Origin of the sequence: Tunturiibacter gelidiferens (assembly GCF_014201335.1) — a bacterium.
In the GTDB taxonomy this organism is placed as follows: Bacteria; Acidobacteriota; Terriglobia; order Terriglobales; family Acidobacteriaceae; genus Edaphobacter; species Edaphobacter lichenicola_E.
This window is the reverse complement of the sequence record NZ_JACHEB010000002.1, coordinates 282,154-306,694: the sequence shown is the minus strand read 5'-3', so window position 1 is coordinate 306,694 and position 24,541 is coordinate 282,154. Positions and strand designations below refer to the sequence as shown.

19 protein-coding genes are annotated in these 24,541 nt (G+C 55.7%); 17 read left to right on the top strand and 2 right to left on the bottom strand.

Features of this window, described 5'->3' with window-relative positions:
* The first annotated feature begins 569 nt into the window (after window positions 1-569).
* The 16 genes from HDF14_RS05070 (at window position 570) to HDF14_RS27405 (ending at window position 21,944) form a co-directional block, all read left to right on the top strand.
* The gene (locus HDF14_RS05070; protein WP_183974167.1) at window positions 570-6,803 is read left to right on the top strand and encodes a sigma 54-interacting transcriptional regulator; all 6,234 of its coding nucleotides are present in this window, start codon (window positions 570-572) and stop codon (window positions 6,801-6,803) included.
* A 454-nt stretch (window positions 6,804-7,257) separates the two neighbouring features.
* A complete protein-coding gene (locus HDF14_RS05065; RefSeq protein WP_183974165.1) occupies window positions 7,258-8,034 on the top strand; it encodes an alpha/beta hydrolase in 777 nt (258 codons plus the stop codon).
* A 92-nt stretch (window positions 8,035-8,126) separates the two neighbouring features.
* Window positions 8,127-8,846 carry an RNA polymerase sigma factor gene (locus tag HDF14_RS05060; RefSeq protein WP_183974163.1) on the top strand — a complete coding sequence of 240 codons (720 nt, stop codon included), beginning with the start codon at window positions 8,127-8,129 and terminating at the stop codon, window positions 8,844-8,846.
* A 34-nt stretch (window positions 8,847-8,880) separates the two neighbouring features.
* Window positions 8,881-10,557 carry a malonate decarboxylase subunit alpha gene (gene mdcA, locus HDF14_RS05055; RefSeq protein ID WP_183974161.1) on the top strand — a complete coding sequence of 559 codons (1,677 nt, stop codon included), beginning with the start codon at window positions 8,881-8,883 and terminating at the stop codon, window positions 10,555-10,557.
* Window positions 10,557-11,477, top strand: a complete 921-nt coding sequence (locus HDF14_RS05050) for a triphosphoribosyl-dephospho-CoA synthase (protein WP_183974159.1) — start codon at window positions 10,557-10,559, stop codon at window positions 11,475-11,477. The genes mdcA and HDF14_RS05050 overlap by 1 nt, the downstream gene beginning before the upstream one ends.
* A complete protein-coding gene (locus tag HDF14_RS05045; RefSeq protein WP_183974157.1) occupies window positions 11,464-11,760 on the top strand; it encodes a malonate decarboxylase subunit delta in 297 nt (98 codons plus the stop codon). Before HDF14_RS05050 ends, HDF14_RS05045 begins: the two co-directional genes overlap by 14 nt.
* A complete protein-coding gene (locus HDF14_RS05040) occupies window positions 11,757-12,629 on the top strand; it encodes a biotin-independent malonate decarboxylase subunit beta (protein WP_183974155.1) in 873 nt (290 codons plus the stop codon). Before HDF14_RS05045 ends, HDF14_RS05040 begins: the two co-directional genes overlap by 4 nt.
* Window positions 12,626-13,459, top strand: a complete 834-nt coding sequence (gene mdcE / locus HDF14_RS05035; RefSeq protein ID WP_183974153.1) for a biotin-independent malonate decarboxylase subunit gamma — start codon at window positions 12,626-12,628, stop codon at window positions 13,457-13,459. Before HDF14_RS05040 ends, mdcE begins: the two co-directional genes overlap by 4 nt.
* Before the next feature lie 9 nt (window positions 13,460-13,468).
* Window positions 13,469-14,416 carry an AEC family transporter gene (locus HDF14_RS27140; protein WP_183974151.1) on the top strand — a complete coding sequence of 316 codons (948 nt, stop codon included), beginning with the start codon at window positions 13,469-13,471 and terminating at the stop codon, window positions 14,414-14,416.
* Between the two features lie 6 nt (window positions 14,417-14,422).
* Window positions 14,423-15,079 (top strand): malonate decarboxylase holo-ACP synthase, encoded by a 657-nt coding sequence (locus tag HDF14_RS05025; RefSeq protein WP_183974150.1) that lies wholly within the window; start codon window positions 14,423-14,425, stop codon window positions 15,077-15,079.
* Complete coding sequence (locus HDF14_RS05020) at window positions 15,076-15,669, top strand: ACP S-malonyltransferase (protein WP_183974149.1); 594 nt, start codon at window positions 15,076-15,078, stop codon at window positions 15,667-15,669. The genes HDF14_RS05025 and HDF14_RS05020 overlap by 4 nt, the downstream gene beginning before the upstream one ends.
* A gap of 623 nt (window positions 15,670-16,292) precedes the next feature.
* Complete coding sequence (locus tag HDF14_RS05015; RefSeq protein ID WP_183974147.1) at window positions 16,293-17,216, top strand: rhodanese-like domain-containing protein; 924 nt, start codon at window positions 16,293-16,295, stop codon at window positions 17,214-17,216.
* A gap of 75 nt (window positions 17,217-17,291) precedes the next feature.
* Window positions 17,292-18,347: a hypothetical protein gene (locus tag HDF14_RS05010; RefSeq protein WP_183974146.1), complete on the top strand. Its 1,056-nt coding sequence runs from the start codon at window positions 17,292-17,294 to the stop codon at window positions 18,345-18,347.
* Window positions 18,317-20,104 (top strand): NACHT domain-containing protein, encoded by a 1,788-nt coding sequence (locus HDF14_RS05005; RefSeq protein WP_183974144.1) that lies wholly within the window; start codon window positions 18,317-18,319, stop codon window positions 20,102-20,104. The genes HDF14_RS05010 and HDF14_RS05005 overlap by 31 nt, the downstream gene beginning before the upstream one ends.
* Before the next feature lie 228 nt (window positions 20,105-20,332).
* Complete coding sequence (locus HDF14_RS05000) at window positions 20,333-21,631, top strand: hypothetical protein (protein WP_183974142.1); 1,299 nt, start codon at window positions 20,333-20,335, stop codon at window positions 21,629-21,631.
* On the top strand, window positions 21,621-21,944 hold the full coding sequence (locus HDF14_RS27405) for a hypothetical protein (RefSeq protein WP_406707188.1): 324 nt from the start codon (window positions 21,621-21,623) through the stop codon (window positions 21,942-21,944). The genes HDF14_RS05000 and HDF14_RS27405 overlap by 11 nt, the downstream gene beginning before the upstream one ends.
* Before the next feature lie 145 nt (window positions 21,945-22,089).
* Here the strand turns inward: HDF14_RS27405 and HDF14_RS27135 are convergent, their stop codons facing one another.
* On the bottom strand, window positions 22,090-22,701 hold the full coding sequence (locus HDF14_RS27135; RefSeq protein ID WP_183974141.1) for a bactofilin family protein: 612 nt from the start codon (window positions 22,699-22,701) through the stop codon (window positions 22,090-22,092).
* 611 nt (window positions 22,702-23,312) lie between these two features.
* Window positions 23,313-23,528 carry a helix-turn-helix domain-containing protein gene (locus tag HDF14_RS27400; RefSeq protein ID WP_183974139.1) on the bottom strand — a complete coding sequence of 72 codons (216 nt, stop codon included), beginning with the start codon at window positions 23,526-23,528 and terminating at the stop codon, window positions 23,313-23,315.
* A 418-nt stretch (window positions 23,529-23,946) separates the two neighbouring features.
* On the opposite strand from HDF14_RS27400, the gene HDF14_RS04985 reads away from it, so the two are divergent.
* Complete coding sequence (locus tag HDF14_RS04985) at window positions 23,947-24,513, top strand: TnsA endonuclease N-terminal domain-containing protein (RefSeq protein WP_183974137.1); 567 nt, start codon at window positions 23,947-23,949, stop codon at window positions 24,511-24,513.
* Window positions 24,514-24,541 lie beyond the last annotated feature (28 nt).

Sequence of the window (24,541 nt, the reverse complement as noted above, 5' to 3'; positions counted from 1 at the left end):
CAATCCCATTGAAAGCGCGAGTAACCCGGATGGAAGGTGAAGAAGTCATTAGTTGCTCCTCTTTATCAACTCATCATCGGTAACGGATTCGCGAATCCACGTTCCTGCAGCATCCGGGTAGGCATGCCGAGGGCCATTCGTAAACAACTGAAGCAAAATGGACGAGATCGATTCTTGGTGCTGCGTTTTCGGCAAAATGACGAGGACTCAGCCAGTTGCCTGGCTCGCTGAACCTGAGGCTAGCTGTTGATAGCTGTACGTGCCCGAAGCGCACGGAGAGCAGAACGTCATGTCACCGGCGATTGCTGGATGCTGTACACATACTTGGGCATCAAACCCCTAAATAGTGGTATCCGATACGCACCAGTCAATGGCGTTGAAAATCCATTCCTTTGGGGAATACAATCTTCCGAACCTTCCTTGATACTCACTTCAAAAGTATCGAGCATGGCAGACATGGCTCGACCCAAGCGAAGGCACGTAGCAATCCCTGAATGCCCGAGACAATTCGAAGCTCGAATACGGAAAGACTGCGACTGCCATAAGCGCAATTGGCTCGGGGGATCCACATGACTACATTGCCACTTGGGATTCCATTTTCGCAAGACGCGCGGGATCTGGGAGCTGCAGCCGTGGCGACGAGGACACCTTCCGGAACAAAGCCCTCTGGGTACGTGCTCGTACCCCTCCGGGAAGCTGCGGACTTCACCCTTTACCGCGGCCGGCAGCAGGACAACCCATCCCCCGTTCTGGTAGTGGCGCTCGCGGCAGAACACCCATCGCCTCAGAGTCTCCGGCGGCTGGAGCACGAATACTCGCTCGCAGGCGAAGTCGATTCCGCATGGGCAGCCAAGCCTCTGGCGCTCACTCGTCACGAAGGGCGAGCGATCCTCGTACTCAAAGACCCTGGCGGTGATCCTCTGGATCTGATTCTTGAGCGAGGCCAGGGACAACCGCTCGATCTGACCCGCGCCCTGCGCATCGCGATCGGCTTGACGACGGCGCTCTGCCAAGTCCATCGGCACGGACTCATACATAAGGACATCAAGCCTGAAAACGTGCTCGTCGACGACGCCGACTGCGTATGGCTTACTGGCTTCGGGGTTGCATCGCGGTTGCCCCGCGAGCTCCAGCCGCCCGCACCGCCGGAGATTATTTCCGGCACGCTGGCCTACATGGCACCCGAGCAGACCGGCCGCATGAACCGTTCGGTCGATGCCCGCAGCGATTTTTACTCCCTGGGCGTCACCTTGTATCTGATGCTTACCGGCGCACTGCCATTTGACGCAGCCGACCCCCTGGAATGGGTCCACTGCCACATTGCACGCCGGCCGAGACCGCCTCGGGATCGCGCTGCAGTGCCCGAGCCATTGTCTGCGATCGTTATGAAGCTCCTGGCCAAAAACGCCGAGGACCGTTATCAGACCGCTTTAGGCGTTGAGGCCGATCTTCAAAAGTGCTTCGGGGACTGGGAATCGAGAGGGTGCATTGAACCGTTCCAGCTGGGGACACACGATGTCCCAAACCAGTTGCTGATACCCGAGAAGCTTTACGGGAGGGAGCGCGAAGTCGATGCTCTGCTTGCGGCGTTCGAGCGTGTTGTTGCCGGCGGAAGGCCGGAATTGGTTCTTGTCTCCGGATACTCTGGCATTGGCAAATCCGCTGTTGTCAATGAACTTCGCAAATCCCTTGTTCCGCCGCGTGGCCTATTTGCGTCAGGCAAGTTCGACCAGTACAAGCGCGATATTCCTTACGCAACTGTGGCGCAAGCTTTCCAGAGCCTTTTGCGCCCACTGATGAGTAAGCTTGACGGCCAGCTGAGCAAATGGCGGGATGACCTTCTATTGGCGTTAAGTCCGAATGGATCGCTCCTTATCGATCTCGTCCCTGAATTGAAGCTAATCATCGGAGAGCAGTCGCCTGTTGCCGCTTTACCGCCTCAAGACGCGAAAACTCGCTCCTATCTTGCATTTCGGCGGTTTATCAGCGTTTTCGCGCGCCCTGAACATCCGCTGGTCCTGTTTCTCGACGATTTGCAATGGCTTGACGTGGCAACACTCGACTTTCTAGAGGATTTGCTGGTCCAGCAGGATCTGGCACACCTTCTCGTGGTCGGCGCTTATCGAGACAACGAGGTCGACTCGGCGCATCCGCTGATGCGGAAGCTGTCAGCAATCCGTCAGGCCGGAGCCGCTGAGCAGGAGATCCGTCTGACGCCGCTGAGCCCCGCCGATTTGGCACACTTGATTGCAGATGCCCTCCATTGTGAATCGCAGCCTGCGCTGTTGCTGGCGCAACTCTTGCACGAGAAGACTTCCGGCAACCCGTTTTTTGTCCGTCAGTTTATCCATGCCCTGGTTGAAGAGGGGCTCATCACTTTCGACCATAGAGATGCCCGATGGCGCTGGGATCTGGATGCCATTCGGGCTAAGGGTTATACCGACAACGTTGTAGACCTTATGGTTGCAAAACTGAACCGGCTTCCAGTTGCAATTCAAAAGGCCCTGCAGCAATTTGCCTGCATTGGAAACAGCGCCGAAGCCGCCACACTTTCTGCTGTTCTTGAGGCGTCCGAGCAAGAGACCGAAGCGGAACTATGGGAGGCTCTCCACCAGGAGCTGATTGTCCGCTCGGAGAACTCTTACCGGTTTGCGCACGACCGCATACAGGAAGCAGCCTATTCGCTTATTGCGGAAGAAGCCCGCGCTGAAGCACATCTACGAATCGGGCGATTGCTCCATGCGCACACCCCGCCTGAAAAGCGTGAGGAGGCCGTATTCGAGATCGTCAATCAGTTGAATCGCGGAGCTGAGCTCATCGTTTCAGAAGAGGAGCGCTTCCAGGTAGCTGAGTTGAACCTGATCGCCGGCAAACGGGCCAAGGGGTCTACCGCCTACGCCTCAGCTCTTCAGTATTTCGTCGCTGGCCAAGCGCTTTTGACGGATGCGGCCTGGGAGCGCAACCACGATCTGATTTTCCAACTGGAATTGCAGCGGGCCGAATGCGAGTTCCTGACTGGCGAGCTGGCCATCGCGGCCGAGCGCGTGGAAATGCTTCGATCGCGTGCCTCAAATACCGTCGAACTAGCGATGGCCACGTGCCTGGGTATCGATGTTTATATGGCGATCTCTCAGACGAACCGTGCAATCGCCATTGGCCTCGACTACCTGCACCATCTCGGTATCGACTGGCCCCTCCAGCCAACGGAGGAACAGGTACGAAGCGAATACGAACGGATCTGGTCACGGCTCGGAAGTCGCGAGATCGAGAAAGTTATGGACTTCCCACTGATGAGCGACCCCACGTCTATCGCGACTCTGGATGTTCTGACTAAGGTATTGAGCTCTGCAATGTTTACGGATACGAATCTTTTTGCCCTGGTCGTCTGTGGGGCGGTTAGTCTCAGCATCGAGCACGGCAACAACGACGGTTCGTGTGTCCACTATGTTTGGCTTAGCTTCGTAGCGGGGCATAGGTTCGGCGACTACAAGAATGCATTTCGATTCGCTCAGCTCGGCTATGATCTGGTTGAAAAGCGTGGTTTGAAGCGCTTCCAGGCTGCGACCTATGCCGCTTTCGCAAATGGCATCATGCCATGGATGCAGCATCTCTCGGCTTGCTGTAATGTGACGCGTCAAGCCTTCGAGATTGCAAAGACAATCGGCGACCTCACCTACGCAGCGTACAGCCGTATCAGCCTGAACACCCTGCTTATCGCGACGGGAGATCCGCTCGCTGAAGTGCAAAGGGAAGTCGAGAATGGCCTTCGCTTTGCACAGAAGGCGAAGATCGGTTTCGCCACTGACATGGCCAATCTGCAGCTCTGTCTTATCCGAACGCTCAGGGGCCTGACGACAAAATTCGGTTCCTTTGAGCATGCAGAGTTCGACGAAATAGGGTTCGAGCGTCATCTGGAGAGCTACCCGCCGGCGGCCCATTGGGGGTACTGGGTCCGAAAGCTACAAGCGCACTTCTTTGCCGGTGACTTTGCTTCTGCCATCGAGGCCTCATTGAAGGCCCGGCCGCTGCTTGCGACATTACCGAATTTTGCGCCGGCAGAGTATGAATTTTACAGCGCGCTCGCCCGTGCAGCGTTCTGCGATTGTGCAACGGCGGCCCAAAGCCGGGAGCATTACCATGCTCTCGAAGCTCACTACAAACAGCTCCAAATATGGGCGGAAAACTGCCCGGAGAATTTCGAAAACCGCGCCGCTCTGGTGGGGGCGGAAATTGCGCGCATCGAAGGCCGCATGCTCGACGCCGAAAAACTTTACGAAGATGCCATCCGCTCCGCACAAGCGAATGGTTTTGTTCACAACGAAGCGCTCGCCAACGAATTGGCAGCGGGTTTCTATCGAGCCCGGGGATTGGAGAAGGTCGCAAAGGCGTATTTCAAGGAGGCTCGGTCTCTCTATGCGCGTTGGGGAGCCGACGGAAAAGTAAAGCAACTCGACGAACTCTACCCGCGCCTTCGCGACGAACGGACTCACACCTCCTCGACCGCGATTGCGCCACCCGTAGGGCAGCTCGACGTCGAGACTGTGGTTAAAGCTTCGCAGGCACTTTCGAGTGAGATGGTCCTCTCCAGTCTCATCGAGAAGCTCGTGCGAATCGCGGTGGAGCATGCCGGGGCCGAGCGGGGTTTGTTGATCCTGATTCGGGACCGCGAGCCGCGGATAGAAGCCGAAGCCACTACTGGTCCGGGCAGGATCGAGATGGTCGTTCGCCAGGAGCAGGTTACACCGTCTGATCTCCCTCAATCCGCGCTGCATTACGTGATCCGGACGCAGGAGAGCGTGCTTCTGGATGATGCTTCGGCCGACGACGTGTATTCAAAGGACGAATATGTGCGGCAGAATCGCTCCAGGTCCATCCTCTGCCTGCCCATCGTCGAGCGGGCGCAGCTTGTCGGCGCACTCTATCTGGAGAACAATCTGACTGCGTGCGCCTTCACGCCGGACCGGGTTGCCGTGCTGCAGTTCCTGGCTTCGCAAGCCGCAATTTCGCTGGAGAACGCCAGCCTCTATTCAGATCTGCAACGCAGCGAAGCTTTCCTCACTGAGGGGCAGAGCATAAGCCACACTGGCAGCTTCGGCTGGAGTGTGGCCAGCGGAGAAATCTACTGGTCGGCGGAAACCTACAATATCTTTGAACTCGATCGAGCGGTAAAGCCTACGCTGGAGATGATACTGCCGCGATTTCATCCCGACGACAAAGATCTCGTGCAGCAAACCCTCGACCGAGCGTGTGAAGCAAAAGCCGACTTTGATCTTGAACACCGTTTGCTGATGCCGGACGGTTCAATCAAGCACCTCCACATTTCCGCTCGCGTGTTGACGACCTCATCTGGGAACCTTGAATTTGTAGGTGCCGTGACCGATATCACCGCAGCAAAACAGGCGGAGGAGAAGAGCCGGCGAGATGATCACGAACTTCGCCACATTGCCGATGCCATAGCGCAAGTGATTGTCGTCTTGGGTCCCAATGGCCGGCCGGTCTATGCAAATCGAGTAGCGCTCGAGTACACCGGTTTGTCGATTGAGGAGGTGCGGGCGGAAAGTTTCCGCGATCGCGTCGTTCATCCTGAAGACACCGAGATGTTCAAAGAAGTACGGCAAAACGCGCTCCTAAATGGTGTTCCGTTTGAGACCGAACAGCGGGTTCTCGGAAAAGACGGCAAGTATCGTTGGTTCCTCCTTCGTTATAACCCCTTCCGCGACGAAGAGGGACGCCTCGTGCGCTGGTATGCGACGGCAGTCGACATCGAGGATCGCAAGGTGGCGGAGCAGCGCATCCAAAACGAGAACGTTACGTTGCGCGAAGAAATCGATCGCTTCTCGATGTTTGAGGAAATTGTAGGTTCTTGCGAACCCATGCGCCAGGTGTTGAAGCAAGTGGCAAAAGTCGCACCGTCGGGTTCGACCGTTCTCATCCTCGGCGAAACCGGAACAGGTAAAGAACTGATTGCGCGCGCGCTCCATCGGAGATCGAACCGTGCAGCGAGAGCCTTCGTCCGTGTGAACTGCGCCGCCATCCCTCAATCACTGATTGCCTCTGAGCTTTTCGGGCACGAGAAAGGCGCCTTCACGGGCGCCCTGCAGAGACGTCTGGGAAGATTTGAATCCGCTGACGGCGGGACACTGTTCCTTGATGAAATCGGCGATCTCCCGATGGAGACGCAGATCGCGCTCCTGCGCGTGCTACAGGAGCGCGAGTTTGAGCGAGTGGGAAGCAACCATCCGATTCCGGTAGACGTCCGGCTAATAGCAGCCACGAACCGGGATCTGCCTGCTGCCGTCGCTGCTGGAACCTTCCGCCAGGATCTTTTCTACAGACTCCATGTTGTTCCGATTGTTGTTCCACCGCTCCGCGAGCGAGCGGCGGATATTCCATTGCTCGTCGAATATTTCGTTGGGCGTTACGCTAAGGCGGCAGGCAAGAAAATCCGACATATCGGTAGGCAAACACTGGAGCAGTTAACAGCCTACGGCTGGCCAGGTAATATTCGTGAATTGCAGAATGTCGTGGAACGGGCGGTCATTCTAGGTGAAACGGACACATTCTTCGTTGATGAGAGCTGGCTAAAACGTGAGTCGGCAGAGTCTCGGCAGCCGCGCGAAGGGCTTTCGACGCTGTCAGATCGCGAAGTAGGGATGATCGAAGCTGCTATCGTTGACTGCCATGGCCGCATTTCCGGACCTTCAGGCGCGGCTGCCAAACTCGGGATTCCGCGACAAACACTTGAATCGAAAATCAGGCGTTTGAAAATTAGCAAGTACGGTCTGAAACATCAATCGTCCTAATTGGAAAGACTCTCGCTCCCGACGAGCGGCGCCTGCCCCCAAATTCTCTTGTCTATCCTTGGACCACACCACTCGAAAAGTAAGTCCATCCGTCGCCGGTCAGTCTTTGATTCCAGCACGTTCTGCTGAGCGCTCGTCATTTTGCTGAGCGTGCAGCATGACTCTGATGATGACGCTGGCTCTTTTTCAGCAACTTAGCAATTGGCACGATACCTGCTTATCTAATTGCAAAAGCGCAGAAGACAAATCGCAAAGGACAAGGAGAGTTTCAAATGGCAAATTACAGACAGTGTTCGCGAGATCTTCAAGGGACTTGAGCACGGCGAAGGAAGCTGCGTTCTTCAAAGGGTAAGGCATCAGAGGCAACCGTTGGATGAGAGCCTCACCAGCAGTGACGGTCTGAGTCTTTGAAAACGCGCTGCAGAACTCAACAAAGAAGCAACTGGAGATAGGTATGGTCAATAAATTTGCCCTATTCGCCACGATGTTGTGTGCTGCTGCCTTATCGAGCACACCGAAGTTACAAGCTCAGAAGTCTGAAGTAAAGAACATCGTCCTCGTCCACGGTGCCTGGGCGGACGGTTCGGGCTGGAAAGGCGTCTACAACATTCTCGTCAAGGACGGCTTCAATGTCAGCATCGTCCAAGAGCCGGAGACGTCCTTCCTGGATGATGTGACCGCCGTGAAGCGGATCCTCGCACTGCAAGACGGACCGAGCATCCTTGTCGCCCACAGCTATGGGGGATCCGTGATTACGGAAGCAGGCACGGATCCATCAGTTGCCGGATTGGTGTACGTTGCAGCGCACATGCCAGACGCTGGGGAAAACGAAGGAGACGACGGGAAGCGCTTTCCGAGTGACCTCGGCAAGTCTAGTGCGCTCAAGAAGACGGCAGATGGATTCACGTACCTCGATCCCGCGCAGTTTCATGAGTACTTTGCAGCCGATCTTTCTGCGGAGCAGGCGGCATTCATGGCGCGATCGCAGGTACTCAACGCGGCGGAGAATTTCAAGGCAGTCATCACGACGGCGGCGTGGAGAAGCAAACCAAGCTGGATGTTGGTAGCGGCAAAAGACAGAACCATCAACCCTGACCTTGAACGATGGTATGCCAAGCGAGCTCATAGCCATACGGTCGAAGTCGCGGGCGCCAGCCATTGCGTCTATGTGTCGCATCCCAAGAAAGTTGCAGATGTAATTGAGAATGCTGCACGTGCGGTCTCGAAGTAGTTCGGACTACTATATGCAACCGACGCCTATCCAATCCATGCGCGCCCAAGATGCTATCGCCTGCGGTTAGACCGTAAGAATGGACGATCCCAATGACTCAACCAATACTGGCAAACAACGAAACTGTAATCAGCCACAGTTTAAAGGAGATGAGCGACGAGTGGTTGGTCGTGGCCGCACAAGACGGAAATGTCAACGCCTTCGCTGAACTCAGAGACCGTCACTTCCGTGCAATCCGGCGAACGACATATCGGATCACCAAAAACCGGGAAGATTCGGAGGATGCACTCCAGGATTCTTTACTTAAGGCATTTACTCATCTGAATAGTTTTGAAGGCAGATCGAGTTTTTCGTCGTGGATCACCAGAATCGCAATCAACACGTCGCTTACGATTTTGAGAAAGAAACGCGCAAACAATGACCAGTCGATCGACGTTGACGACCATTGTTGTGGATCCGATGATAGATGGGAAATGCGGGACCTCAGGGAAGATCCTGAGCGCGTCTATATGAGACACGAAAGATCGGAACTGCTAAGGGAAGCAATTGTTCGGTTGGGTCCGTATCTTCGAAATGCAGTGGAGCTTCGATATTCGCAGGAGTATTCAATGCAGGAGATAGCTAATTCTCTGGGCATTTCCAAGGCGTCTGCCAAATCGCGACTCTTGCGTGCGAGGTTGTCCTTGCGCACCTTATTACGCGACAACAACCTGAAGTCTTATCAGACGATCAATCTGCTGACCGTTCATGAGATATCAATCTTGTGGAAAGCCGGTGCGGATGCGAGAGTGTCCGATTTGCTAGAAAATTAGGGCATGTCAACAAATGAGAGTGGAGAACCGCATCATGAAAACAAACCTCAGCTTGAGTGAGCAGACGCAGCAGCAGCGTCCAGTCTCCTGGACGACTCGTCGCGATGAGAAAGCGCGACGCATGCAGTCAGTCGAGCCATGGATGAAGGGGCCAGTATTAGCACAGGAAAAGATCGTTGAAGCCCTTGAGTCGGTCATAGCATCGGGTGACAGAATCGTCATGGAGGGTGACAATCAGAAACAAGCCGACTTTTTGTCCCGGTCCCTTGTGCAGGTCAATGCGAAGAAGATCCGCGACCTTCACCTCATCATTTCAAGCATCAGCCGGCCCGAGCATCTGACACTCTTTGAGCTCGGTATCGCGAAGAAAGTGGACTTCGCGTTTGCGGGACCCCAGAGCCTTCGAGTAGCCCAGCTTCTGGAGGATGGCGTCCTCGAGATCGGTGCAATTCACACTTATGTTGAGCTTTATGCCCGACTACTCGTTAACCTTGTCCCTAACGTCGTGTTGGTATGCGCCGAACAGGCTGACCAGGAAGGAAACCTGTTTACAGGCCCAAACACTGAAGATACGCCGGTGATTGTGGAGGCCGCAGCCTTTCACGATGCGATTGTTATCGTCCAGGTAAACCAGATCGTTGACAAGCTCCCACGCGTAGACATTCCAGCGTCCTGGGTGGACATTGTTGTGGAAGCCGACAAACCCTTCGCAGTCGAGCCGCTCTTTACCCGCGACCCTCGCCACATCACTGAGCTTCAAATCCTTACCGGAATGATGGTCATTCGTGGTGTCTATGAACGGCACCAGGTCCAGTCGCTCAATCACGGCATCGGCTTCGATACCGCGGCCATCGAACTGTTGCTGCCGACGTATGGAGAGTCGTTGGGACTGCGCGGGAAAATCTGCCGGCACTTCGCGCTCAATCCGCATCCGACGCTTATCCCGGCCATCGAGAGCGGCTGGGTCCAGAGCGTCCACTCATTTGGCAGCGAAGTCGGCATGGATGACTACATTCGCGCCAGACCCGATATCTTCTTTAACGGCCGTGACGGAAGTCTCCGCTCCAACCGTGTGTTGTGCCAGCTTGCCGGACAGTACGCTGTCGACGCCTTTATCGGTGCAACCCTGCAGATGGATGGCGATGCCAATTCATCGACCGTAACAACTGGCCGTCTGGCCGGTTTCGGGGGCGCGCCGAACATGGGACATGACCCCCACGGGCGCCGTCATTCGACACCTGCGTGGCTCGACCTCAAAACGAACCCGAGCCCGAACGCTCGCGGCAGAAAACTTGTCGTCCAGACTCTGGAGACCTTCTCCAAAGGTGGAGTTCCTGCCTTCGTCGAAACGCTCGATGCGGTTGAAGTTGGAAAGAAAGCTGGCATGCCCATCACGCCGATCATGATCTATGGCGATGATGTCAGCCATGTCGTCACTGAGGAAGGGATCGCTTACCTCTATAAGACGGAAGGAATCGAGGAGCGCCGTCGAGCATTAGCAGCCGTTGCAGGCATTAGCCCCGTTGGTCTGAATGCTAAGCCCGCCGAGACGGCTGAACTTCGTCGCAAAGGCATCGTTGCATACCCGGAAGACATTGGAGTGCAGCGGCTCCAGGCAAATCGCGCCCTTCTCGCGGCCCGCAGTATGGAAGACCTGGTCGCCTGGTCCGGTGGACTGTATCAACCTCCCGCAAAGTTCAGGAGCTGGTAATGGCAAACGTGCTTCCAATTTTTCGACAGGTCGCACCTGTTCGAGAAGTGTTTGCCGCCGAGCATCTCGCGGAATTGGCACGGCAGGCGCTGGTCGCCGAAGCTGAACTCACTCCGAAGCCAGGGCTGGTGGATCGAAGAGGAACTGGAGCGCACTCCGATCTTTCGTTAGATCTTATGCGGCGATCTGCGTCAGCGATAGCTCCCTTCTTTGCAGATATGGCGAGGGCTGCGCAATCCATGCCATTCAGCAATGCATTGCGTACCGAGGTTGCCGCCATCGGACGCGCTGCTGAATTCGCGATGCTTCAGGTAACTGGTGGAAGCAACTCCCACAAAGGAGCGATCTGGATTCTGGGCCTGCTGGTAACGGCAGCAGGCCAGGACATCGAATCAAATCCGGACACGATCGCGAAAGGTGCCGGCCTTCTGGCATCTTTGCCGGATAGCGTTCGCCCCCAACTGGTATCGCACGGCGACATGGTTCGAGCCCGTTATGGCGTGACCGGAGCACGCGGTGAAGCCATTGCAAACTTTCCCCACATCGTTCACATCGGCCTCCCCGCTCTGCTTGCGGCAAGAAAGAAAGGCTGCACAGAAACGAATAGCAGATTGTCAGCGCTTCTCGACATCATGGCTCGCCTCGATGATACCTGCGTTCTTTATCGTGGCGGGGCGGAAGGACTGACAATCGTACAGAAGGGCGCTTCAGACATTCTGCACGCAGGCGGTCCCGGAAGCGCCGCTGGAGATCAGGCAATGCTCCAGCTCGATCACGAACTTTTTATCCGAACCATTTCTCCGGGGGGCAGTGCGGATATTCTGGCCGCCACTCTCTTTTTGGACGCCCTGGAACGAGGTCAATACGCAGTGCAAGAGGACAATAGTCTTTCGGAGGGAGATCCCTATGGAGCAAATTGAGTTCGACTATCCGGCGGCGAAACGTCGCATCACGAAGAAGGCTCATATTGGAGTCGTCGGCTCCGGTGATATGGAAGTTCTCATGGAGCCGGCACAGAGCGAAGGTGCCCACGTCTCGATCACGACCAGCGTAGATGGCTTTCAGCGTTCCTGGAAGGCTGTATTCGATCGCTTCTTCTCAAAGTTCGACGGAGCCGTACGCATCCGGATCAACGATGCCGGCGCAACTCCAGGAAGCGTCATGCTTCGGCTGGAACAAGCGGTGGAGGTGATAAGTCAATGAACCAGACAAGTACCATTCCGGATTTCGTAAGCCGTAAAAGCTTCATTGAAGTTGACGGCCGCAAACGGGCCCAGAGCCTGTTCGACGAGGGCACCTGGAAGGAACTGGTTGGTCCCTTTGACAGGATGGAATCTCCCTGGCTGCCTCTGCAAGGTGTCGCTCCACAGTTTGACGATGGTTGCATCGTCATCAAGGGCAAAATCGGCGGCATGGCCGCCGTGGCAATCGCTCTCGAAGGGGCTTTTCAAGGCGGCAGTATCGGAGAGGTCTCCGGTGCAAAGATGGCCGCGGCCCTTGATCTCGCCACCAAAGACTCCGTAGCTGGTAAAAGGACAGCTGCCATTCTTTTGCTCGAGACCGGCGGAGTTCGTCTGCAGGAAGCCAATCTTGGATTAGCGGCTGTAGCCGAAGTGATCTCGTCAGTGCTCGCCTTGCGTCCACATGCTCCAGTGATTACCTTGATTGCCGGCACAGTTGGCTGCTTCGGGGGCATGTCCCTTGCAGCCGGAGTATCGAGCTACGTTGTGATGACACGCGAGGCGCGACTCGGTCTCAATGGCCCTGAGGTCATCGAGCAGGAGTCGGGTATCGACGAATTCGATTCCTCCGACAGAGCGCTCATCTGGGCCATTCACGGTGGAGAGCAGCGTGTTGGGATGGGGCTGGCAGATGCCCTCGTCGAAGATGACGCCGAGAAGATCAAAGCCACAATCCGTGAATACGTCCAGGCTGATCTTCTACCCGAATACAGAAGCCAACAAGTAGAGCTCTACCGCGATCGAATCACTGCCCTGGATACGTCTGCGCAGATCGATCCAATTAGCCTGCGCCGGGAATGGAACAACACAACAACGGGAGGGCTGCGATGAGTGAACACATCGGGTTGCGAGGAAGGGTTTGGTTTGAGGCGCTGACGGGTAACAATCAACCGGTGTCCGGAGACCCCGGAACCGTTCTCGCTTCTAATTCTCAGATCGGCGATGAGATCGCATTGTTCCTTTGTGTCGTACCTAATCCATCCAGCCGCTTTCCGTGTGTGCGAGATGGTCAGGTGGGTCTCGAGGAAGCGTTCACCCTGGCTCATCACCTGCGTAGAGTTATAGCCGAAGATCGTGAAAAGCCCAGAGCACAAAAGCGTACAGTGATCGCGATCGTCGACGTTAAGAGCCAGGCTTATGGGCGCCGCGAAGAGACGGCCGGGATATTCTTCGCCGCGGCAGCGTCCTCCGATGCCTATGCTTCGGCGCGGATGGCTGGACATCCCGTGATCTCGCTTGTCGCGGGACAAGCTTTCTCCGGCGGATTTCTTACTCATGGCTATCAAGCGAATCGCATCCTATCCTTCGATGATTCTGGCATTGTGATTCACGCGATGCACAAGGAAGCGGCGGCGAGAATCACGCGTCGCTCGGTCGATGAACTCGAAGAGCTTGGGCATCAGATTGCTCCGATGTCTTATGACGTCCACGACTACGCCAGGCTTGGACTGCTCTACAAATTGCTTCACGTGGACGATCCCCAGAATCCCACAGCGGCCGACGTCGAAGCTATCAAGCATGAGCTGATCGGCGCTATTCAGGATGCACGCCGAGGTGCAACCGACCTCAGCAATCGGCTTCAGTCCGATGCTGCTAAGCAGACGCGGAAGGCTGGGATTGCCGTCCGCGCTGCGCTGGAAGCACAGTGGCAGAACGCATAGGGAGCCGTCGTGACGAAGGTTTTACTTGACACACTCATCCCGATATTCGCCGGACTGCTTCTCGGATATGTCGCAGGCCGGCGCGGTACGATGGACAACCGGAATGTCCGCAATCTGATCGTGCTGGTGATGAGCTTTGCGATTCCCTGCGCTCTGTTCTCAACGATTATTGGCTCATCGCAAGCTGATTTGCTACGCCATGTCCCCGCCGCCCTGATGATCACGCTGGTCTTCTGTGTCCTGTATCTGATTAGCTACATTTGGGCGCGCAGAGGGCTGAGCCTGTCGCTTTCTGATGCCTCCGTATTAGCTCTTACCATTGGCTTCCCAAATTCGGCCGCAATAGCTCTTCCGTTATTCAAGGGAGCCTACGGTTCCGAATCGATCATCACTGCTGCATTGTCGATCGCAATCGGATCGATCACGATCTCGCCTCTCACCTTGGCGCTTCTCGAAGCCGATAAGCGGTCCGGTGGACGCGATATCTCCATCGCGCAGATCTTGCGTAGCTTTCCTCACGCTCTTTTTCGTCCGGTTGTCTGGGCCCCTCTATTGGCTTTGGTTGGAGCCTTCTTCGACATTCATCTGCCTACGTTTGTCGAAGGCACACTCACGACATTAGGCAGCGCCGCGACCGGCTCTGCGCTTGTCCTTACCGGTTTGGTAGTCTCCGCGCAGAGCTTCCGATTCACCGGCGGTGTCGCAATCACCACACTTCTAAAGCTTGTGGGGCAGCCATTATTCGCCTTATGCATGATGCTGTTATTTCGGATGGATCACGACGATCTGCGGAACATCACCGTGATCAGCGCCATTCCCGGCGGTTTCTTTGGCCTAGTCTTCGGCAAAGGCTTCGATTCTACTCCGGAGGTTGCAAGCTCGGGATTGATCGGTACTTATCTCTTCGGCTGGGCCACCCTGGCACTCTGGATGCTGTTTGCGGCAAGGCTCTTCTGAGTGCCCATGCTTCCGACTGATCAATATTCGCCTCGCGTCCACGACCTTCTCCTTCTACGAGCAGGCATTGTGAGTTCCGCAGACGTGGCCAAACCGGCGTGGGTTAGCTCCTCCCCAGCCAGCAATCTCTGGGTTGTGGTGCGTCGAGCGATCGCTCCGGACGGACTCGTAGCCGTAGGAATACGCGGCATCAATCGACAGCAGCGTTGGGGCGGTTTCGCTGATGTTGCAAACGTAAAAGAGAGACTTCACCCTTCACAGCTTTCCTTTCACATGGCATGTCGCACCCGCATCGTGGTTCCTGCTCTCGCAGCTCTATCCTGGCTTGAAGGACAACTGGATAAATCAGAACTGGATTGGGGGCCGGTGGGCAGCGTTGGTTTTGAACTGGCAACTGGCCAGCAGGTGGTAACCGGGACCAGCGATCTCGACATCGCTCTGTTCGCTCCAACTCGATTCACCAGAGAGACTGCCCGCGAGCTCTGGAGTGTCATGAAGGTAGCAGCAGTAAAGGTGGATGTGCGTGTCGAGACTCTCTATTGTGGGTTTTCGCTCGAAGAATATGCTCGCGAGGAGACAGGACAAGTCCTTGTACGGTTACCCGAGAGCAGGCAACTCGCAACAGATCCCTGGAGCGTTTCTGTGATTAAGGACGAAAAATGAAGACTGCCCTCCTCTTTCCCGGGCAGGGTTCCCAGAAGCTCCAAATGCTCCACGAACTTGTCCGGCATCCCGCAGTTGACGAAGTCTTGTCTGAGGTCAGCGAAGTGTTGGGACTCGATGTTCGGAAACTCGACACGCCCGAAGCCCTGCAATCCGCAGTTTCTGTTCAATTGGCGATCTTGACGGCCGGCGTCGCCACCGCAAGAGCACTGCGACAGAGCGGGCTTGCACCGTTGGCTGTCGCGGGCCTCTCGGTCGGAGCATTCTCGGCGGCGGTTGCTGCAGACTCGATATCGCTCTCGGACGCCGTGCGTCTGGTGCGTTCGCGCGCGGAGCAAATGGAACAGCTGTATCCGACAGGATATGGCCTATCTGCGATTGTTGGACTCAGCGAAACGCAAGTCGCTAAGTTAGTCGAGGCCGAAAACACCGCAGAACATCCTGTCTTCGTTGGGAATATCAATGCGCCAAGGCAGATTATCATCGCAGGTTCGAATGAGGGAATGGAACGGATCCTACAAAGAGCTTTGGTATCTGCGAAACGCTGCACTCACGGACGAGTTCTACACGCTGTGCATGCCGACATTTGACGAAATGGTGCTTTTCCTCGAACCCGATTACAGAGAAGCCATCGACAGGCTTCGTGATAGAACACTGCAGGCAGGAATCTGTTTTGAGAACCAGCAACTGGTGCGCTTTTTCCAGCGAATGGAGGGAACAGCCAACTCGAAGGACTGTCAGAGATGCCCGCCTAGAGGATCCAGTCCTCTGGAGTCGTTTTGAGACGAAGTTGGAAGACCGCAAGGCCCTCAAATGGACTTTCGAGAAAGCGATGAAATGGAAGGCCTCCCGCTAACATGCTCCGCGAGCAATTTTCCAAGAAACTCTTCAAGAATCAAAGTCGTGCATCAATGGAGGTCGAAACACACGGCTTGCGACCTCAGACAGACTGCGCTCTACCGCTCTCTCCGATATGGAAGTGTTAGTGACCCCCATCTTTAGGCCATGCTAGCGTCAGAGTATGGCGTTTCCTCTGATTCATTGTTGTCGCTGCTACCAGCCCGTCCTCGGGTGAGCTGCGATAGGTCCAGAGATTCTGATACGCCCTCTCCAAAACTCATCCCAGAACTCATCGATGGTTCATTAGCAATCCGCCAACAAGTCGGCATCTAGGCCGAGTTTGTTTCGAGCGGTTCAGCTTCGGAGAAATGCCTTGTACCTTACAACTGAAGAACAGGTCTTCCGTGACGCCAGCATAGTGGGAGCCTCGATCGACGGCCATTCCCCTGCCCTCTCGCAAACACCGAAACAACTTGCCGATATCGTTTCTCGATTCGCGGCCACAGGCGGATGGCTGGATCGAGTCCGGCTGCGCAACGGGAGCCGCTGGTACGAACGGATGCACCTTGGCCCTGACTACGACATCTGGGCGATCAGCTGGATGCCGGGGCAATCGACGGGATTCCATGATCACGGCAACTCTTCGGGCGCGTTCGTCGTAATCACCGGCGCTCTGGAAGAGTATCGCCCCGGCGAGCCGGCCGTTATGATTCCTCCGAACACGCCACGCGCATTTGGCCCTGACTATGCGCACGACGTTCGCAACACCTCCACGGCGCCGGCCATCAGCATTCATGCGTACTCGCCTCCACTTAGTGAGATGAATGAGTACGAGTTGGATGGAGATGAGTTGATATTGCGCGGCCAGGCGTTGGAGCGGGTGGGAACAACACATGCTGGGCCGCCGACCATCGAGCAGACTTTGGCTGCCGCTCGTTCCCGACTACGCCGCTTCTCTCCTCTGGACGCTTTCGATGCCGTTGCTCGAAAGGGCGCGGTCCTCGTAGACATCCGGCCTGAACAGCAGCGCTCGCTCGAAGGCACAATCCCGGGAGCCTTGATCATTGAACGCAATGTGCTCGAGTGGCGATTCGACCCGTCATCCAGCGCGCGGCTGCCGATCGCAACTGATCATGATCTGCAGGTGATTGTGATTTGCTCTGAGGGCTACACATCGAGCCTTGCCGCCGTGGCGCTGAAGGAACTCGGACTGCGGCGAGCTACGGATGTGGAGGGCGGGTTCCAGGGCTGGCGGCTAGCCGGTCTGCCAACGGAGTCACAAGTCATCAGCTCCTGATCCGGTCCCGACAGGGCCGGCTCCAATCGGTGAAAGCATAGGTGTGTTCTCATCGGCCCGTATACTCATCTTTGGATGAGCGGCGTCATACTGCGGACACAAGTCGAGCAAGCGCTGGCCGATCTGATCGACCACGAGGATGGATCGCGATTTCAATCGCTTGGCGTGATTCTGGCTACACAGAAGTGTGACAAGCTGGTCGCCCATGAGAAGAAGGCCGATTTAGGGCTTGACGGCTACGCTCCCGGAGGCGAATTTCCGGATGGTCGCGGCAGGGGAGTTGCCTGCTCTCTTACGGCCACTCTATCCAAGGTCAAGGGCGACATCGAGGAAGCCCAGAATGAGTTCAAGGACCTTGGGGTCCTCTACTTCGTCACGCCCAATCAGGTCGGGGAGAAGCGCAAAAGAAAAGTAGAGCGCTGGGTTCAGGAGGTCAAACGCCAATATGGCGTCACGCTGATCGTGATGTCTCGTGAACATGTCATTACCGCTCTCCTCTCTCCAGGAAACGCTGCACTTTGTGCCAATCATCTCTACATCCACGTAGACATCCCTCCAGCGATCGAAGAAACGCTCGAAGCTACTCGCCAGGCTATCGCCGACGTGAACGCCTCATGGAAGGCGAGAGTCGAGGGTGAACCGCTCATCGAATTGAGTGCAAATCGTCTCTCCAGCCAAGGTCAGGAGACCGCCGCAGTCGTCGAGCTCGCAGAATTTGAAGATCTACTACTCCAGGGGTTGCGAATGACAATGGAGGCCCCCGCCGGCCGTGGCAAGACGACGACCTTGACCCATATAGCCGAACGCAGAGCGGCAGCAGGCACTCTGGCGTTTCTCATCCACCTTCCGGCCTGGGCGCAAGGTGCGGCGGACATTCTGGAGTTCATCGCTGGAATGGAGCCCTTTAGAACCCGTTCCATCGATGCGACGATGCTGGGTAGGCTCTATCGTTCGCAGCCGGTCATATTCCTCCTGAACGGATGGAACGAGATTGCAGAGTCTGATCTGGAACGAGCTACTACGGGTCTCGCGAACCTCGCCAGAGACTACAGATCGGCTGGAATGCTGGTGGCAACCCGCGTCCGGCAGGTAACGCCCCCTTGCCGGGCACCACAGGCCGCACGAGGTTGAAGCTGCTCACCCGCAAACAACGAGCTGAGTATGTCTCCCGCCCAACTCCCGATATCGCTACTGCCCTTCTGAGCAAACTGGACCACGATCCTGTACTCGATGAACTCACACGCACTCCATTCTTCTTGTCCCGAGTGGTATCGATCGCTGCTGCCGGCCAGGATGTACCCAATACCAAAATGGGTGTCCTGCGCGAGGTGATCCGCCTCCTCGAGAATGATCCCGCTTATCACGCCATTTTGCAGAGCAGCCCGCTGCATGGGGAGGCTGGAAGTTTCCTGACAGCGATAGCGGCCGAAATGACCTCCAAGGGACAAACCCATCTGGCCGAAGCGGAGGTCAGACAGCTGCTGATCCGGACTTTGCGCAGAATGCGCGACGCGGACCTGATCGACGGAACCTTCACAGGCAACCAGGTACTTGAAGCTCTCACCGCCCGGCACGTCCTGGAACGGATGGAATACCCACACCCGGCATACCAGTTCGAACACCAGCAACTTCAGGAGTATTACGCGGCGGAGTTTCTGAAGGTGCAACTACGGCGGTTGCTTGCCGACCCGGAGCTGCCGCTGGATCAGGCTGCCACGACCGAGGCGGCTCGAGCCTTCCAGAAGCAACACATCAATCAGTCCGCGTGGTCTGAACCGCTGTATATGCTGGCCGGGGATTTGGCTGCGGATTCGACTCTGGACAGCACGGATCGCCCCGTGATCCGTGCTGGTTCCCTACTGCTCGATCTGACAATTACTATCGACCTGATCTTTGCTGCCGAGTTGTACAGTCTGTCGAGCGCGCCTGCGCAGGAACACGCCGCGGGGAGACTGAGCGCCAGTATTCGCGGGCTTTGGGTGAGCCCGGAGAACCATCGCCGCTCATACGCGTTGACTGCTATGACCGCAACGGGATCGGATCTCTTCCGGGATGAGCTCATCCCCCTGCTTAAAGAGTCCGGCAATCATGCGCGCTTTGAGGTCTACCGGTCGACGAGGGCTTTGCGGCTATCGAGTCTCGGGCCCGAGTGGCGGCACGAGGTGCGGAGCTGGGATGAGGAGGCTCGACTCCATTTCGCGTCGGCAATACTTCATATCGGCGCCCCACTCCACGAGCTTGCTGCATTCGTATTGACTGATCCCAGCGTCAAGGTGCGCGCAAGGGCATTCAAAGATCTCATGAGGGTCAACACTGACGCCGAGACAACAAAACTGTTGACGGAGATCGATGACGAGACATTCGAGACCGCCATTGAGGGCGCACCTCTTCGCATTGTCCACTCCATCTTTCGCTCACGCGCCCTCGAGGTTTACAAGAAAGTCCTCAGAGACTCGTCAGATCCGGAGAAGCGGTACATCGCTGCAGCAAATGCTGTGCTCCTGGGACAGGCCGACGCCCACTCCGTGTTGATGGAATATCTGGACGGATGCAGTGCGGAACGCATGAGGGCGCTGGCACAAAGAGAGTTGAGGCTGCTGCTCGAAACCTTGTCCTCTGATCAAGCCTGGCGTTCGACGTTCCTCATCCGCAATGTTCGGGCGGGAGTGCTCGCCGCAGCGGACTGGTCTGCGTTGATCAAGACGATCGACGAGGACCTGAAGGAAGAGTTGCTCGTTCGTCTCGAGACAGAAGATCTGTTCGAAGTCCGCGTACCGGGCGTTCAGGGTCTCTTGCGGATAGGCGCTGACGCGACACTCGCCGGACGCATCTTTCGCCGCATGGTCACTCTCCATGAATCGATACAGGCGGCAAATGCAGTACGGTAGCTTGAGAACATCGCACTGGCTCAGCAGCTGTCAGCGATTGAGCGCCAGCTCCAGGACTTCCTTCGCTCGCTTCCCCCGCAGACCACAGCAGACGGCGTCTTTGCCGCTCTCTCCCCGGAACTTTCGCTCAACGAGCTCACGGTCTTTGCAGATCTGTGGAAAGGCGGACGCGATAAAGATCCTGAGCTGGACGAGGTTCTGAACGAGACTTCTCAGCAGGCGATACGGATGTACCTCAAGAACTCGGTGCCCCATCTCACCGTTGAGAACGATCCGCGCGGTGAACTCCGAGCACACGTCGCCCTCGCAATCTCCCGGGTCGGCGACCCTGAAGACATCAACGACATTGAGGTCCTGATGGCGGCCGACGTTCAGCGGATCCAACTCGGCCTCGCCGCTCGTGCGCGGCGCGAACACACGCCCCTCGCGGAAGGTTCGGCGATGCGTTACACCAACCAGTATGTCCAGGCGATCCGACATCTGAAATCCGAAAGTGAAGGTCCGTTCTTAGCAAAGCTATTGCCCGAGCCCATATTTGAGCTGGAAGTGGCCTGGGCGTTGGTCGCATGGGCGATGACAACGGATCTGCCGAACACCGCCCGGATAGACAGCTCGGCAACCTGGACCCGGAATCTTGAGGAGATTTGGCAGGCACGTTCGGCTGACGGCATCAAAGGCTTCGACGAAAGCCGGCGAGCAGAGGCCGTCGGGTACGTTCGCAAGCACATCGTAGAGCTTCTCCAATCAGATGGCGGAGTCGCGAACGAGGGTTCCGTGATCTGGCGTCTGAAGGATCTTGTCAGACCTCTGGCTATTCTGGATGGGCGCAACTCGTCGACATTAATTCTCGACATACTGGCTTCACCGCTACAGACAAATGGCACGCTCGACGGCTGGAAGGTGCTTCCAACACTCGAGGTACTGCTTTTCGCGGGCGCTATCCTGCCGAACGACAAAACCTATGCACTCGTGGCGCGGTATGTAGAGCAACTCACCAGCAAGTGGCAATCTGACAACGATCTGTCGCTTGTAGGCATCGCCCTCGGAGTTTTGCCCTTTGTCGAGGACGCCTCGGCGGGTATCGCTACATTAGCGGACTACCTCGATCACATCAGAATGCGGTCTGAAGGCTTGCGCAAAGTTGTGAAGGCATTGGGTCACAGCAGGCGTGAAGAGGCCGTTGATCTTCTGTTATCGATCGTTCACGCGGATGAAAGCATCCAACGCTTCGGCCAGGAATGGCTTGATGCGATTGCCGTGCTCGACAACGTGAGATCACGGGAGATCCTCCTCAGTGTCATCGACCCAACGCTTCCTGGCATTCAGGGCCTGAACATCTCGAAGCTTGATGTGGTTCTTGCTCCGCGTATTGCCGAGGCTGCCCAACGCCATCCCGCAATGAAGTCAAGGATTCTCGCGCTCTGCGATGCAAGCCTCGATCATCCGAGAAGAGAGCTCCTATCGGAGGTAATTGTGCACCTCAAGGACGATAAGGCATTGCTGACCTCGCCTCAACCTGCTGGATGACGAGAACAGCCCGGAACTGCCATACCGTCTACAGAAAGCCATCGAAGAGGCGTTCGTCGAGCGCATACCCGACGGAGATCAATCGAATAGCTATACGTTGCAGCCACGCACTGCGACCGAACTGAGAGAACGATTGATTGAGATGACAAAGTCGGATCCGAAGAGGAAGAACTCTGCGCTCAGGCTGCTCGCGCTCATCGAGTCGTGGAGGCTGTCGTATGGACGACCTGCTGGCGAGAGCCGTAACCCGCTTATAGGCAGCGATCTGGTTTGGCCCCCAACAGGCGATAGTTCGGATACTCAAAACGCATGATGCAACAGCCAACGTCTCGGAGGAAAACGCAAGCGAGTCAGAGCGCCACTCGGCAGACCAGCGATCAATGAAGGGATTGTATGCAACCCGCGCACCGGGACACGGAGACTCGTAAGGCAGGCAATCTCGATGAATTGTCTAAGTTCTACCCTTTCACTGAAGGGGTTAGGTCAGGCGCAGTCGAGCGCCACCTTGGAATCAGTTCTTCCAAATCGGAGTCATCATCAAGCGTCTGGTATTTTCCTTGCGAAATTTCATTTTCGGCTTGTGCGTCATAATGAGCAGCGAGGGGGGAGCCCTCAACAGCGATCACATGCTTCTGGCTTTCATGACTTTGCACGTCAGACGTTCCAGGCTTCCTGAGGTCGACTCCACCCTTGAAGCACGCTCCGTCTTCGATAGAAATGCGACCTGCAATTACGTCTCCGGTTATGGAGCCTTCGCTGCGAATATCGACGCGGTCAGTGGCTTGGCAGTTTCCACGCACGTTGCCCAGCACAATGATTTCCCCCGCCAGAATATCGGCGACAACTTCACCGTTTCGCCCAATGGTCACACGATTATCGGGAAAATTTATAGTTCCTTCAATTTTCCCTTCGATATACAAAGACTGAAAGCCCGAAACCTCTCCACGAATGATGACGGATTTACCGATACTTGCGTGCTCACCCGACAAAGTTATCTTCGGTGATGCTGCCTGAGACCTAGCGGCTGGCATAAGATCGCGGCTCATTTCGGTTTGTTCGGATCGCGGCATAAGCCTCCAACTATAGCCCGAAGAGCTGTTGTTGTTATTGATGATACGCTTTCGGCTTTTGATTTTTGCAGAGACGGCTGCGGCGAACCCCGAGCGATTCGGCAAGCGGTGGACATGTCCTGATGTTCGCGTGTAAGCTCGCAAATTCGGGTGTCACCATAGTGCATTTTTCGAAATTAAGAGACGGAGTGGACAGCCGCACTGACCTAGAAGGAGACCATCAATAGATTTCAGGCATTCCGAGTACCCAGACAAGAGTCTCGGGTGTCATCCGATCGGGCTTTCCCAAAATGCGGAACGATCGGTGCAGATATATGACACGTGACTGCAAACAACCAGGTGTCGCCTTTTGCAGCCGTCATGAAAGGCGCAGTTGTAGGCGCAAGCAGTCATACCACAATTGGGCAAACGCTGAACGTGTGGCAGTCAAGGCATCAGATAGACTCGGCGAGAAAATAGTGGCGTACAAGTGCCTCTTCTGTGATCAGTTCCATATTGGCCACCCAGGCAGAAGGGCCTCCGAGTCGGAGGCTGTAGCCCTCAACCCAATTCGAGCTAAAGCATGAACAGAGTTGAGGGCAACACCCTGCCTATCCGTGCTTTACTTCTAATCAAAGTTTTCCCAGCAAATCGGCGAGTGGAATCTTGAATCCATCCGCAATTGACTTAACCAACCTTAAACCTGGGTCTCGTTTACCTCGTTCTACCTGTGAGAGATAGCTGCGTCCCACCCCAAGCAACTCAGCGAATTCGAGTTGCGTTATGCCCTTGCTCTTGCGCAAGCGACGTACGCGGTCGCCGAACTTCACGCGAATATCGGTGGACATTACCTGATAGTCGCGTGTATGCTCTACTCCTTGGGTGCACTATAGTGCACATTCCCTTTGGGGGTTCCCGAATAACAACACCGCAGGAAGTGCCTTTTGGAGAGCGGTGATCATCGTCCGAGTTGAGATCCGTCGATTCATAACGAAAAGAGATCATCTTCGAAGCATCATTGTGAACGAGTGCTCGCATCTGATTTCCAGGCTTGTTGTTCCGGGATCTTTTCTCCGCAGTTCAGATCGAAGGTTGGAATTCCTCCGCGATGGAAATCAGCCCATCACGATTTAAGCGTGAGCACTCGATGTTGGACCTGTTTGTACTCGGATACGACCGAAACTTGTTGTCTGAAAGACACGGAGAATCGGCCGATTTGTCCGCACCTATTTAGGTAATACGAAGAGCGTCTACAGGGAGGACCATATGCCTGTGCGTAAAATTCCCAAAAATTACAGATGCATCACCGGAATCATCTCCGCTCAAAAAGCCGTGGGCGAGGCCGGCTACGAAGCAAGTCTGGAACGTGATTTTTTGCTCCTACTGGAATTTGATCCTGACGTAAAGGCGTTTGAAGTACAACCGCTTCGTGTCAACTGGCGAGATCAATCCGGACGACGCCGACGGTATACTCCCGACTGTCGGGTCGAATACATCGATGGACTGAGGAAGCCGACCATCTTTGAGATAAAATTCCGCCGCTCCCTTTGGGCCGATTGGAATAAATTACGGCAAGCGTATCGTGCCGCAGTTCACGCAACGGCAATGGAAGGGTTCAGGTTCAAGATTCTGACCGAAAAAGAAATTCGCACGACCTATCTTGACTGTGTGAAATTCCTCCTGCCGTTCGTTCGACGCGGAACCGATCACGCCTCTAAACAATTCATTCTCTCAGCGATAGATAAAGTAAGGATAACTTCCCCACGGGAACTGATGGCGGGGATCTCGGATAATCCGGCAGAAAATGCGCTTTTACTACCTTCTCTCTGGTAGGAACATTTCAAATCTACTCGGATCTATC